This is a genomic window from Mucilaginibacter phenanthrenivorans (assembly GCF_024721155.1).
Lineage (GTDB): Bacteria > Bacteroidota > Bacteroidia > Sphingobacteriales > Sphingobacteriaceae > Mucilaginibacter > Mucilaginibacter phenanthrenivorans.
Map to the genome: position 1 here is coordinate 466097 of NZ_JAHVAP010000007.1, position 13300 is coordinate 479396.

11 protein-coding genes are annotated in these 13300 nt (G+C 41.6%); 2 read left to right on the forward strand and 9 right to left on the reverse strand.

Annotated features, from left to right (window positions below):
- Position 1: 1 nt before the first annotated feature.
- The 4 genes from KXD93_RS19390 to KXD93_RS19405 all read right to left on the reverse strand — a co-directional run bounded on the left by KXD93_RS19390 (position 2) and on the right by KXD93_RS19405 (position 6186).
- Positions 2–1315, reverse strand: a complete 1314-nt coding sequence (locus tag KXD93_RS19390) for an NAD(P)/FAD-dependent oxidoreductase (protein ID WP_258138998.1) — start codon at positions 1313–1315, stop codon at positions 2–4.
- An 82-nt stretch (positions 1316–1397) separates the two neighbouring features.
- Positions 1398–4394 (reverse strand): protein translocase subunit SecDF, encoded by a 2997-nt coding sequence (gene secDF / locus KXD93_RS19395; protein ID WP_258138999.1) that lies wholly within the window; start codon positions 4392–4394, stop codon positions 1398–1400.
- A 275-nt stretch (positions 4395–4669) separates the two neighbouring features.
- Complete coding sequence (locus KXD93_RS19400; RefSeq protein ID WP_258139000.1) at positions 4670–5152, reverse strand: dihydrofolate reductase; 483 nt, start codon at positions 5150–5152, stop codon at positions 4670–4672.
- 212 nt (positions 5153–5364) lie between these two features.
- Positions 5365–6186, reverse strand: a complete 822-nt coding sequence (locus KXD93_RS19405; protein WP_258139001.1) for a thymidylate synthase — start codon at positions 6184–6186, stop codon at positions 5365–5367.
- Between the two features lie 325 nt (positions 6187–6511).
- Here KXD93_RS19405 and ispE point away from each other — a divergent pair, with 325 nt between their 5' ends.
- Together ispE and KXD93_RS19415 are read left to right on the forward strand one after the other, a co-directional pair.
- A complete protein-coding gene (ispE, locus tag KXD93_RS19410) occupies positions 6512–7309 on the forward strand; it encodes a 4-(cytidine 5'-diphospho)-2-C-methyl-D-erythritol kinase (protein ID WP_258139002.1) in 798 nt (265 codons plus the stop codon).
- A gap of 57 nt (positions 7310–7366) precedes the next feature.
- A complete protein-coding gene (locus tag KXD93_RS19415) occupies positions 7367–7747 on the forward strand; it encodes a hypothetical protein (protein WP_258139003.1) in 381 nt (126 codons plus the stop codon).
- A gap of 159 nt (positions 7748–7906) precedes the next feature.
- Here KXD93_RS19415 and KXD93_RS19420 read toward each other — a convergent pair whose 3' ends face one another.
- From KXD93_RS19420 to tgt, 5 genes are all read right to left on the reverse strand, one after another.
- On the reverse strand, positions 7907–8794 hold the full coding sequence (locus KXD93_RS19420; protein ID WP_258139004.1) for an NAD(P)-dependent oxidoreductase: 888 nt from the start codon (positions 8792–8794) through the stop codon (positions 7907–7909).
- A gap of 4 nt (positions 8795–8798) precedes the next feature.
- Positions 8799–9077 carry a hypothetical protein gene (locus tag KXD93_RS19425; RefSeq protein WP_258139005.1) on the reverse strand — a complete coding sequence of 93 codons (279 nt, stop codon included), beginning with the start codon at positions 9075–9077 and terminating at the stop codon, positions 8799–8801.
- 969 nt (positions 9078–10046) lie between these two features.
- Positions 10047–10952, reverse strand: coding sequence for a DMT family transporter (locus KXD93_RS19430; RefSeq protein ID WP_258139006.1), 906 nt, complete (start codon positions 10950–10952; stop codon positions 10047–10049).
- Positions 10952–12058, reverse strand: a complete 1107-nt coding sequence (locus tag KXD93_RS19435; RefSeq protein WP_258139007.1) for an LptF/LptG family permease — start codon at positions 12056–12058, stop codon at positions 10952–10954. The genes KXD93_RS19430 and KXD93_RS19435 overlap by 1 nt, the downstream gene beginning before the upstream one ends.
- Positions 12059–13189, reverse strand: coding sequence for a tRNA guanosine(34) transglycosylase Tgt (gene tgt / locus KXD93_RS19440; RefSeq protein ID WP_258139008.1), 1131 nt, complete (start codon positions 13187–13189; stop codon positions 12059–12061).
- Positions 13190–13300 lie beyond the last annotated feature (111 nt).

Here is a 13300-nt window from a genome sequence, read left to right on the forward strand (position 1 = left end):
GTTAATCCGGTTTTGATACCTGTTTGGTTTTATCGGGCAAAGTTTCACTTCTAAACTGCCTGATGATAAGCCTGTTGCCACCGTTAAAACTGATGTAGCTGCCTATCCAGTTTATAAAAACGATCACCTTATTCCTAAAGCCCAAAAGCGAGATCAAATGTACAAACATCCAAACCAGCCAGGCAAAAAATCCCTGGAATTTTACCTTACCCAGATCGGCAACCGCTTTATTGCGGCCAATTGTGGCTAACGAACCCTTATCAAAATATTTAAACGGCTTTGTTTGTTCTCCGTTAAGCATTTGTAGTATGATTTGTGCTACATACTTGCCCATTTGAATAGCTACCTGCGCCACACCCGGATGACCCTTGGGTGTATCCCTGGTTATCATTGCTGCCACATCGCCTATCGCAAAGATGTTTTTACTGCCCTCAACACGGCAATTATCGTCAACCTTTATCCTGTTGCCTCTAACTATAATATCCTTATTCAAGCCTTCAGGAACTTCCCCCATAACGCCCGCCGACCAGATCACATTTTTGGTACGAATGGTTTTACCGCCCTCAAATTTTATCTCGTCGCCATCGTAGCTGTCAACTTTTACATTCAGTAGTACTTCAACACCCATGTTGGTTAAAAACTCATAAGCCTTTCTTGATGCCTCGTCAGAGAACGGGCCGAGTACCTTTGGTAAAAAGTCGACCAGGTAAACTTTCATGTCTTCTTTTTTTAACTCGGGATAGTCCTTACAAAGTATATGGTTCCTGATCTCGGCCAATGCTCCGGCTAGCTCCACACCTGTTGGCCCTGCACCTACCAGCACAAATGTTAAAAGCGGGGCCTTTTCCTCGCGGGTAGCTTTTATAGTTGCTTCCTCCAGGTTTTGCAATATCAGGTAGCGCAGATTTAATGCCTCGGGGATTGACTTCATCGGCATTGCAAACTTTTCGATATCCTTATTGCCGAAGAAATTGGTGTTTGATCCAGTTGCTATAACCAGGTAATCATAGGCGATTTCGCCAATGGACGTATCTATCGTGTTTTTTTCAGGATTCACTTTTGTAACCTCAGCTATGTTAAAGCGGAAGTTTTTTTGACCCGCAAAGTTCTTACGGAGCGAAAATGCAATTGATTCAGCCTCCAAACTTCCGGTGGCCACCTGGTATAACAGCGGCTGAAACGTGTGGTAGTTATGCTTATCGAGCATCAACACTTCTACCGGCTCATCCTTCAGATGGCTTGCCACCTGCAGGCCGCCAAAACCGCCACCAACGATTACCACCTGGGGGAACTTTGCTTTATCCTTAGTATCCATAACCAATTAATTTTAGTTTGTATATGAAACAAAAAAGGCTCCAAATGTTCTTTGGAGCCTTTAGATAAACTATTTTTTTTACTTATCTCAGATCTTTCTTTCCAAAGTCGATGATTACCGGTGTTGCCACACAGATCGACGAGTAGGTACCGAAACATACCCCGATCAACAATGCGAACGAGAAGCCGCGGATAACATCGCCACCAAAGATGAATAATACCAGCAAGATCAACACCACAGTTAAAGCTGTAATAATCGTACGGCTTAAGGTGTTATTGATCGCGTCGTTAATGACGGTCTTAGGATCATCAGTTTTTGCATGGTGCAGGTTCAGGAACTCGCGGATACGGTCAAATACAACCACTGTATCATTAATGGAATAACCTATTACCGTTAATATTGCAGCAATAAACGACTGGTCAATATCAAGCGAGAACGGAAGCACATCCTTAAATATAGAGAAGAATGATAGTACCATTAAAGCATCGTGCGCAGTTGCAACCATCGCGCCTAAGCTAAATTGCCATTTGCGGAAACGGATAAGTATGTATGCCGATATAATAATGATGGCAAAAATTACCGTTAAAGCAGCAGATTTTTTAAGTCCGTTTGCTATGGTAGGTACAACTTTTTGATAGTTCATTATACTTTTCTCGGTAACGTGTGTTGTCGGGTTCGTATTTAATGCCTTTATCAACGCAGCCTGTACTTGTGCATCACTTGTTGGTGAATCTTTATCAAGCAGGTATTTAGTTGTTATGCTTATATCTGTACCAAATGTTTTAACCTCGTTACCCTCGCCCAAATTCTTGTCAACAATTTTACGTACAGTTTCAGTGCTTACGTCCTTAGTAGCAAACCTCATTACATAAGTACGCCCGCCCACAAAGTCAACACCATAGTTAAAGCCTTGGGTAGCCATTGATATTAAACCGGCAACAATAAAGATGCCTGAGAATATGTAAAATTTAAAACGGTTTTTAACAAATGCGTAATTAGCGTTTTTGAAGGTATGTGAACTCCATGGGTTTGAGAATTTGATATCCCATCCTTTTTCAAGCATGTATTCAAATACCAGTCTTGAGATCAATAATGAACAGAACAGGGAAGTAATGATACCGATCATCAAGGTAACCGCAAAACCCTGGATTGGGCCTGTACCGAAAACAAAAAGGATCAAACCCGTAAGGAATGTACTGATGTTTGAATCGAGAATGGATGATAACGCATGTTTAAAGCCATCTGTAATTGCAATACGAAGCGATTTACCTAAAGCCAATTCCTCACGAACCCGCTCGTAGATCAGTACGTTCGCATCCACCGAGATACCTAAGGTAAGCACGATACCTGCAACACCCGGCATTGTCAACACCGCACCGAGGCTGGTCAATACGCCCATCAGGAAGAAGATGTTGATAATAACCGCAACCACTGCTACGGTGCCCGCCCTGTTGTAGTAGGCTATCATAAATACAAGTACCACCAGTAAGCCTACAAGGCTGGATAGCAGACCTGCATGAATAGCCTCCTGGCCCAACGATGGACCAACAACAGCTTCAGCAACAATGTGTGCCGGGGCAGGCAAGCGACCAGCCTTTAATACGTTGGCCAAATCCTTTGCCTCATCAAGTGTAAAGTTACCTGAAATTGAGGATACACCGCCTGATATTTCATTTTGAACGACAGGGGCAGAGTAAACATTGTCGTCAAGTACAATTGCTATTTGCTGTTTGTTATTCGGATCGGCAGCAGCTTCGGCAGTTACAGCGCGCCATTTTTGAGCACCGTCAGAATTCATTACCATAACCACTTCGTGATTACCCTTCTGGTCAACGTCGTAGTGGGCATCATTAATCACGTCGCCTGCAAGTACCGGGCCGTTCGCTGCTGTTACCAATTTAATGGCATATAATTCGAATGTTTTTGTTTTTGGAATTGGTTTTACCGACCAAAGGAATTTCATGCTTTGCGGGATAACCGATTTTACTTCGGGACTGCGAAGGTATTTGTTAACTTGTGCAGTATCCTTTACTTCAGCGTGGCCAACTATAGAACCCGGAGCAATTTCACCCTGTCCGTTTTGTCCCTGGTATATCGCCGGCTTCAAAACTGCGAAGAATGGATATTGCTCTGCAAATTGTGTCTTGCCGGTTAAAGCGGAAGTATCTTTTGCGCCTGTTTTTTGAACTTTTTTAAGTAATGAGAGGGCATCTTTGCCTTTCGATGTATCGGTTTTAGCGGCGGCAGTAGCAGCAGTTGCAGGAGTGACTGGTTTAACCGCAGCTTTTGTAGTGTCTTTTTTCGACTGTTTTACCTTAGCAGCAATAATGCCATTGATGCTGGTCAGTAACTGGTTCACCTGCCTGTTATCATAAGTTTGGTAAAACTCAAGCTTCGCAGTTCCTGATAACAGTTTACGAACGCGTTCCGGTTCTTTCACACCAGGTAATTCAATTAAAATCCTGTCTGAATTTTTTTGACGCTGAATATTAGCGTTGGCAACACCAAACTGGTCGATACGCGTATTTAAAATCGTGTACGACTGTGTAACGGCGGTGCTGGCTTCATCTTTCAGGTAGCTTTCAACTTCGCTGTTGGTGGCGTTAAATTTTATATGATCCTGGTTATCCTTAGTTGCAAAAATACTGGCTAATTTTCCGTTTGGGTTAAGCTTTTCATACTCATTAACAAATAAGGTAATGTAGTCATCCTGACTTTTTATACCGTCAACAGTAGCCGCCGCCATGGCCTGATTAAATATCGGATCCGTGTTATCGTTCGATAATTTTTTAACCAGGTCGTTCAACTTGATTTGCATGGTAACGCTCATGCCGCCTTCAAGGTCCAAACCAAGGGCCAGCTCTCTTTGTTTAACGTACTGAAAATTGTGACCTAACAACGGATATACCGGTTGCGTTGAAATTGAATCCAGGTAAGCCTTTTCTTTTGTTGTATCGCCCTTTGCAAATACGTGCGCATCATTCTCTACTTTGTGTGCAACCCATGTAAATGAAAGCTGGTATATACATACAGCAGCCAGCAATATGGCGAAAAATTTAACAACCCCTTTACCTTGCATTGTGAATTAAAATATGTAATTAATTAGTTTATAAGCATTTTAAATAAGACGGCAAATCTAATAAAATTTCCTAAGCATGAAATTTTTAATTTAAATCATTGCCGGAGAGATTAAGATTTCGACCCGGAGATTAGATGTTGGGCTTGTTAGTGTTTGATAATAAATATGTTATGTGAATTGTAAAGTTTTAAATTTTTTAAAACATGATTCAATAAATCGTGTTTTCGGTCGTTTTTATAAAGAAAAACCAATTTTTGATCACCAATCTCTAACCCCTAAAACCGCTCATATGTAATGAAGGAATAAGGCAATAAATTCTTCTCATCCGGCTCGTGATCTTCGCGATAAACTTCCTTCCATTCGTTTAGGCTAATCTCAGGGAAAAAACTGTCGCCATCAAAATTTTTGTGAACAATGGTTAAGTAGATCCGGTCGGTAAGATGCATGGATTGTTTATAGATCTCGGCTCCGCCAACAATAAAGACTTCTTTCTCGGTTTTACAAAGATCGATTGCTGCTTCAATTGAGTTTACCACTTTGCATCCCTCAATTTTAATATCCTGCCTGGTTATTATGATGTTCCTTCGGTTAGGCAATGGCTTACCTACTGATTCATAAGTTTTGCGGCCCATTATTACCGTGCCACCGGTAGTGATCTCCTTAAAGTGCTTGAGATCCTTCGGTAAGTGCCATAATAATTTATTGTCCTTGCCAATGGCATGGTTTTCGGAAATGGCTACTACTATTGTTTTGGTCATAGAATTTTGAGATAATGAAATAGTTGATTTAAAACCCGTCATTGCGAGGAACGAAGCAAGCTCTGCGTAGGACAATCAACGAACCTGTATGTTGATGGAACCTTAAAGCCGTTGTTTTATCGCCACAATATTTCGTTCCCTGATTTGCGTGTGAAGAGATTGCTTCGTTCCTCGCAAGGACGCACGAGTAATCCTTTCCTGTGAAGTAATGATTAAACCGCCACAACAGCCTTTATATGCGGCCATGGATCGTAATTCACTAATTCAAAGTCTTCGAACGTAAATGCAAAAATATCCTTAACATCAGGATTGATTTTCATGGTTGGTAAGGGGCGCGGATCGCGGCTTAGTTGCAGCTGCGCCTGCTCCAGGTGATTGTTGTAAATATGAGCGTCGCCAAATGTGTGTACAAAGTCGCCGTATTCAAGATCACAAACCTGGGCCATCATCATCGTCAATAAAGCGTATGATGCAATGTTAAATGGCACACCTAAAAATATATCAGCGCTCCGCTGGTATAACTGGCATGACAACTTGCCCTTTAGTTCCCCCTTTAAGGGGTTAGGGGGCTCTACATAAAACTGGAACAGGCTGTGGCAGGGTGGAAGGGCCATCTGGTTAACATCAGCAACATTCCAGGCGGAAACCATCATCCGGCGCGAGTCCGGATTGTTTTTTATTTGATTTACCACCTGGGTGATTTGGTCGATATGCCCCCCATCGGGTTTTGGCCATGAGCGCCACTGGTAGCCGTAAACGGGCCCGAGGTTCCCATCAGCATCAGCCCACTCGTCCCAAATGCGGACGCTGTTATCCTTTAAATATTTAATATTGGTATCTCCGCTTAAAAACCAGATCAGCTCGTGGATGATGGATTTCAGGTGCAGCTTTTTAGTGGTTACCATCGGGAAGCCATCCTGCAGGTTAAAACGCATCTGGTAGCCAAACACACTTAATGTTCCGGTTCCGGTGCGGTCGTGCTTTTGCGCGCCGGTTTCCATCACATGCTTCATCAGGTCGAGATACTGTTTCATTTTTTTGAGTTGATTGGGTTGATTGAGTTGATTGAGTTTAGTGGGTTTTGATGAGGCTGTTATTTAAGAAAATGGTTATAATCGATAACAACTTAGTCAACCTATTCAACTTAATCTAACTGAATCAATTTATTTAAAAAATACAAATTAAGATAATCTAATTTGTGAAACCTACGGATGTTCAAAAATAGAGGTTTGTTAATCATTCTTAAATCACGCAGAACATAATAACTTTGCGGCAAAGGAATGCTGGCTGTGAGGACACAGCCAGTTGGGTGACATGATCAACCTAATCAACCACTCACTTAATCAACCCAATCAACTAATGATAATCTTCCCCAACGCAAAAATAAATATAGGCCTCAATGTAATTAATCGCCGCGATGATGGCTACCATAACCTGGAAACTATTTTCTACCCGGTGAATATAAAAGATGCGCTGGAAATTGTTGAGGCTGATGAATTGAGCTTCGAGTCGTCGGGACTTGAGATTCCGGGCAGGGCAGAGGATAACCTTTGTGTTAAGGGTTATCACCTGTTGAAAAAGGATTTTGATATTCCACCGGTAAAGATCCATCTGCATAAACACATCCCAATAGGCGCAGGACTTGGGGGCGGCTCATCCGACGCTGCTTTTTTCATTTGCCTGGTCAATCAAAAATTTGAGTTGGGAATGGATGATGAACAGATGATCGGCTATGCAAAAAAGCTTGGCGCCGACTGTGCCTTCTTCATTAAAAATGAACCGGTATTTGCGTTCGAGGTAGGTGACGAATTTGAACCTATAAAACTTGACCTGTCCAAATACCAGGTTGTGCTGGTTATGCCGCCTGTTCAAATTTCTACAGCCGAAGCTTATCGCGGCGTAAAACCTGCGCCAGTAAAAGACTCGTTAATGGATTTAATTTATGAGCCCATTAGCGAATGGAAAAAATATATCAAAAACGACTTTGAAGGTTCGATTTTTAAAAATCATCCGGAGATAAGAGGGGTAAAGGCCGCGCTTTACGAAGCCGGTGCCTTATACGCCAGCATGAGCGGGAGCGGGGCATCAGTTTTCGGTATCTTTGAAAACGCTCCGGACTTGAGCGGGCTGGAAGAAGAGAACCAGGTTTTTTATTAGAATCTCGAAACTCAGATATTCGATTTCGGATTTACCGTAAAAATTGGATTTAGAAAGATGGAAAAGGCCACCTACCCTAAACGTTATAATTTAAAACCACCGGTTGATCCCAGCAAACCTAAACTTCCGGCGCAAAAATGTCCGGAATGTAAAAGCAGGAACATAAAGGTCATGAGCCGGCGAAGGTATTTACTCAAGTCGGCTGTTTGCACCATTGTAGTTTTGCCCTACTGGCTACTACTTTTAAATTTAAAGGATGATGATATTCCGGGTCCACCGGCTGGTATCATGTTGTTGGCTTTTCTTGCATTTACCATTCCGGTGGCAGTGTACGGTGTTTACTTCCTGGTAAGGGCTCTTTTAATAAAACAAACAAACTACAGGTGCAGGCATTGCAAAAATAAATTTTATATCCCTTTGTTAGAACTATCACGCTAATTCGAAATTCCGATATTCGAAGAGATACAGAATTGTCAACTTTTTAAAAGTTGACAATTCTAATCCGAACTTATTCCGATATAAAAATCAGAGTATTCATAAATTAATTAATCTGCAATCAGTTAAATCCGAAATCGAACATCCGACTTTCGAAATTCTCTAAACTCCTGCATCTTCACTAACGCCACGGCCCACACCCTCCGACCAATCATTCTCACCCCAGCCTTTTGCGACGGCGCTCAATAAGCGGTTGTGTACGACAGAAACTATCGGCATTGGTGTTTCGCTCTGCTGTGATAATTTAAATGCAATACGCGCGTCCTTATAGCCTAATTTTGATTTGAAGCCCACCGGCTGGTATTGCTTGCCGGCAATGGTCCGCCCGTAATTTTGAAAAATGGGAGCGTTAAATAAAGTGGAGCCAAAAAACTCGGCAACCTTCAACCTGTCCAGTCCATTTTTTTCAGCAAGGGTATAAGCCTCGGCCATCATCTCCATTGACGCCATGATCATGAAGTTTCCTGCAACTTTTACAACGTTTGCTCCACCAGCAGTTTCACCAAAATCAAAGATGCCCTGGCCTAAACTTTCCAGCAAAGGTTTCGCAATTTCCTTCGACTGCTGAGAGCCGGAAACACAGATCCAAAGCTTCTTCGCGACGGCGGCTTCCGGTCTGCCGAAAACTGGCGAAGCGAGGTAGTTGCTGCCTGCGATTTTGTGTGCTTCAGAGAGCAGTTGTGCGGTGTCAGGAGCGATGGTGCTCATGGAAATATGGAGCGCATTTTTAGGGAGTGTTTTAAGAATCCCATCCTCACCCAAAACATTCTCCTTTACGATCTCGTCTTCGGATAGCATGGTGATAATTATCTGCACCCCGCTGGCAGCTTCGGCGGGCGTTTTGCATTTGGTAGTTGAGGCCGCATCCAGTTCGTCAACTTTTGAAATGGTGCGGTTGTAAACCTGCAGGTGATAGCCTGCACTGATCAAATTTTTTGCCATCGGAATGCCCATGTTACCGAGCCCGATAAATCCAATTTTCTTATCCATAATTTTAGTTGATGTATTCTTTGTCGTCGTCGCTTAGTGTACTGGGATTGCTTTTATCTGAATTAATGTCGGTGTAGTCGCCGCCAAGCTTTTTAACCCGTTTCGGGCGGCCAACCATAAACCCCAATACAAATGAAATGGCTGCCACAAAAAACAGCATCACCAATTTCGACATCCAGAATGTAGCCCATAAAAATTCGAAATTAACCCGGCCTGTATTTTGCATCAGCACGATGGTGAGCAGTACGGCGATGACGATGATGATGATAGTTTTTATTCTCATGGTGATTTAGTTTAACATTTAATACAATATCCGGTTTTTTAATGTGGAATAAAAATGTCGCAAAATTTTCGTGGGGCAAATTCAAGGAGGACGGAGCGGGGTAAAAAAACAACTCGCGGATATTTGAATTTTTACAATTCAATTTTGACTTATCCCGGTGTTGATGTTTCGGCCAGGAAGGATGCCCGAAATTTGAACGCTCAATAATTACCTCTCTGGTTTTTCCTGGCCAACTCTCAAAGTTAATTAAGTCAACATTCCGCCCCTGTGAGAATTAATTTCATTTGATTTTACAGGCGACCTTCGGTCGATTTTTCTGCTTTAAAATTACGTTCATTTTCTGCCCGGTTTTTATTTTGGTATACAATACCCGGAAAATTCCGAATTCTTGAAAATTATAATTTGCGGGTTTGTTACACTTAGCTAAACTTGATGTTAAATCCTTTGTTATAAAAGATAAACTTTATTTAATGTGATTTAATATATTGATTTACAATAATATGAATACTTATTTATAGACTTAATTTTAATTCGGCTAAAATTATTAGTATTTATAAAATTTGAAAGTTTGCAAAGTTTAAATTTTTAAATTAGTTGATTAATATAAACATTAGATTATAAGGTAATTATTATTTACTTATTTTACAGTATATGTCTTTTTTACGCTGAAATAAACTATAGTTACGTATTGTTTTTGAATTTTTCTCTACCGCTTTTATTTTGGATTAAATACACTAAGGTTTTTTTGAAATTTTGCCTGTGTTGCAACGAAATATAAAATGGCTGGCGAGTGAGGGTAAAAAAAGATAATCGCTTGACGGGCTTGGAATGGTGTTTTAAGCACGGGTGTTTTTATCCCCCACCCCACCAGGGATTGAAAGATTTATCACGGAAGGGGATGCAAATAACTGCCTGAAGCGTGATGGATGTGATGATAAATCAGAGCTTGATAGGTGATAACAAGTCTTCTTACGAACGGCCTTTTCGACGGGTAATTTGTTTTTTTGCGACCGGAAAGAGGAAGATGGTAGACAAAATTATTACCGCTCCGACCCAAAAACCTATGGTCATTTTGTTCATGTCCTTGAAAAAAACAAGCGACATGACGATCCCGTACACCGGCTCGAGGTTGGTAATAAGCGCTACCCTGAATGCGGAAAGCTCGCGCATTACAGACACCCCGGCAACGTAGGCAAGCGAAGTACAGATAGTGCCGAGGATAAAGAGATAGCCAATATCGGCACCTCTCAGGTACATGCTTTGGTTGAATTCCCCGGTGCATAAAAGATAAATAGTGATCCATACAAAGGCTCCCGAGAGTTCATAAAATGCAATTACAGGAGCCTCGTATTTCTTTACCTGGCGTGAATTTATGATAGAAAAGAGGCTTGCAAACACGGCGCTTAAAAGGCCTGCTTCAATACCCTTAGTGTACCTGCTTTCAAATTTAAAAATAGTGGCAATGCCAATTATTATCAGGAGGCCTGCCAGGATTTCGAGTTTTGAGATCTTCTTTTTGTTGATCAGCGGTTCGAAAATTGCAGTAAACAATGTGATTGATGAGAGGCAAACCAAGGCAACCGGAACTGTTGAAAGTTTGATGGACGCGAAGAAAAGGATCCAATGCCCGCCTACCAAAGCGCCCGTAAATATCAATTGCAGAAAGCTGTTTCTGCTTAGTTTTAATGCGGTTTTATTCACCTTAAAATAAAGAAATAATGATACCGATGCGATGAGTACGCGGTACCAAACCAGGCTTACCGCGGATATGGAAATGAGCTGGCCAAGAATGCCCGTAAAGCCCCAAATAAATACGGTGAAATGAAGAATTACCAGGTTTTTGTTTAGTGCCGATGGTGCGGTTTCCTCGCTCATTATTTGGGTGCTTTTGATAGCAAATATAACCCAACCAGGGCAAATATCCCATTAGGCATACACACGGCTATCAGGGGTACCATACTGCCTTTTACAGCAAACACCAATGCAAAACGGTCAATAACTATATAGGCAAAACAGAGGAATATTCCTATTCCAAGGGGCAGTCCTATCCCTCCTCTAACCTTACGTGACGATATAGACACCCCTATTAAAGTGAGTACGTATGAGGATAACGGGTATACAAAACGCCGGTATTTTTCATACAGCATTTCCTTTAACGCACCCGTTCCCCTTATCTTTTCCTTTTCAATATTCCGGTTGAGGTCCCTGGTCGACATTGCTGTATACACATTATCATAATGTATAAAATCAACAGGCCGCATATCCAAAACGGTATCTTTTTCGCGGCTTGTGCTATCAACATATTTTTCCTTTAAGCCGTTTACATACTTAATTGTATAAGCTCTCAGCTTCCATACACGCTTAACAGAATCATAAACTATGGTATTTGCCACTAGCTTTTCCCTTAGCTGATCACCGTCAAACTTCTCCATTATAAACTGGTAGCCGGTATGAATGGTGTTATCAAACGACTGCACATACACAAATGTGTGCTTATCTAATTGAATATGTACCTCATTTTTTACATCCTGGTCTCCATTAAACTGGTTTGAGTTTTCGAAAGTTATTTTAAGGTTATTGGTAAAGGGGATGAGGTAAAGATTAGCGAAAAGCGATACAATAAATATCAGTGTAGCGCAGATAAAATATGGTCGCAGGAAACGACTGAAACTTGCCTTACCGCTAAGTATGGGTACTATTTCGGTTTGATTGGCCATCTTCGCGGTGAAGTAAATTACCGCCAGGAAGTTGATCAATGGTGATAATAGATTCATGTAAAATGGTATGAATCCGGCGTAATACTTAAATACTATTTCCTGTAATGTTGAGTGGTTTTTTAAGAAGTTGTCGATATGCTCCGAGATGTCAAAGACAACCGTTATCACCACGAAAATGCCGAGCGTAAACGCAAAGGTGCCCAGGTATTTCTTAATGATATACCGGTCGATTGTTTTTAAATATCTTCTTAAAAAAGCCCTCATTTACAATCTTTGTCCTAAACGGTTTACCATTATGTTTTTCCAGCTATAAAACTCTCCGGCAATGATTTTATTTCGTGCTTCCTGAACTAACCACAAATAAAAGTGTAAGTTATGCAAAGTAGCGATCTGCGCACCCAGCATCTCGCCCGAATGGATCAAATGGCGTAGATAGGCTTTTGTATAGGCTTTATCGGCAAACAGGTCGCTATCGGCTTCAATTGGCGAAAAGTCGTTCTTCCACTTCTCATTTTTAATGTTGATTATGCCATCCTTTGTAAAAAGCATGCCATTACGGGCGTTGCGCGTTGGCATTACACAATCAAACATATCAATTCCTAAGGCAATATTTTCCAATATGTTAACTGGAGTTCCAACGCCCATTAGATAACGCGGTTTTTGCTCCGGTAATATATTGCAAACAATTTCGGTCATAGCGTACATCTCTTCAGCCGGTTCGCCAACAGAAAGGCCGCCAATTGCATTCCCCTCTCGCTCAAACGAAGCGATAACCTCGGCCGATTTTACGCGTAGATCCTTATATACTGATCCCTGTACTATAGGGAACAGGGTTTGGCTGTATCCATATTTAGGCTCGGTGGTGTCGAAACGGTCGCAGCAGCGCCTTAGCCAGCGGTGCGTCATTTCTATAGAGCGGCGTGCATAGTGATATTCGCAGGGGTAGGGGGTGCATTCATCAAAAGCCATTATGATATCGGCGCCTATTGTACGCTGTGTATCCATCACATTTTCAGGAGTAAACAGGTGTTTTGAGCCGTCGATATGTGATCTGAAGGTGACGCCCTCTTCCTTTATTTTACGAACATCGGTTAAGGAATATACCTGGTAGCCGCCGCTATCAGTTAATATCGGGCCATCCCAGCCGTTAAATTTATGCAATCCGCCAGCGCTTTCTATCGTATTTAAACCCGGTCTTAGATATAAATGATACGTATTTCCAAGGATTATTTGCGCCTTAATATCGTTTTTAAGCTCGTGCTGATGTACTGCCTTTACAGTACCTGCGGTACCAACAGGCATAAATATAGGTGTTTGAATAGTGCCGTGATCGGTAGTGATCTCACCCGCCCGGGCCTTTGAAAGCGGATCTTGTGCTGTTAAGTTAAATTTCATTATTACGAGTGCAAAATTAGCATAATAATTATGTTGTAAGGTTGGAATGTTACAAAGTTGAAATGTTGTAAACTTTGGAGCAAATCTTTTGATTTATTTAACATTACAGCA

What these genes read in the sequence shown, in the direction of transcription:
- KXD93_RS19420 (WP_258139004.1), bottom strand. Translation starts at nt 8,794, where the DNA reads ATGGATAAGAAAATTGGATTTATCGGGCTCGGTAACATGGGCATTCCG.
- KXD93_RS19390 (WP_258138998.1), bottom strand. Translation starts at nt 1,315, where the DNA reads ATGGATACTAAGGATAAAGCAAAGTTCCCCCAGGTGGTAATCGTTGGT.
- secDF (WP_258138999.1), bottom strand. Translation starts at nt 4,394, where the DNA reads ATGCAAGGTAAAGGGGTTGTTAAATTTTTCGCCATATTGCTGGCTGCT.
- KXD93_RS19400 (WP_258139000.1), bottom strand. Translation starts at nt 5,152, where the DNA reads ATGACCAAAACAATAGTAGTAGCCATTTCCGAAAACCATGCCATTGGC.
- ispE (WP_258139002.1), top strand. Translation starts at nt 6,512, where the DNA reads ATGATAATCTTCCCCAACGCAAAAATAAATATAGGCCTCAATGTAATT.
- KXD93_RS19435 (WP_258139007.1), bottom strand. Translation starts at nt 12,058, where the DNA reads ATGAGGGCTTTTTTAAGAAGATATTTAAAAACAATCGACCGGTATATC.
- tgt (WP_258139008.1), bottom strand. Translation starts at nt 13,189, where the DNA reads ATGAAATTTAACTTAACAGCACAAGATCCGCTTTCAAAGGCCCGGGCG.
- KXD93_RS19425 (WP_258139005.1), bottom strand. Translation starts at nt 9,077, where the DNA reads ATGAGAATAAAAACTATCATCATCATCGTCATCGCCGTACTGCTCACC.
- KXD93_RS19430 (WP_258139006.1), bottom strand. Translation starts at nt 10,952, where the DNA reads ATGAGCGAGGAAACCGCACCATCGGCACTAAACAAAAACCTGGTAATT.
- KXD93_RS19415 (WP_258139003.1), top strand. Translation starts at nt 7,367, where the DNA reads ATGGAAAAGGCCACCTACCCTAAACGTTATAATTTAAAACCACCGGTT.
- KXD93_RS19405 (WP_258139001.1), bottom strand. Translation starts at nt 6,186, where the DNA reads ATGAAACAGTATCTCGACCTGATGAAGCATGTGATGGAAACCGGCGCG.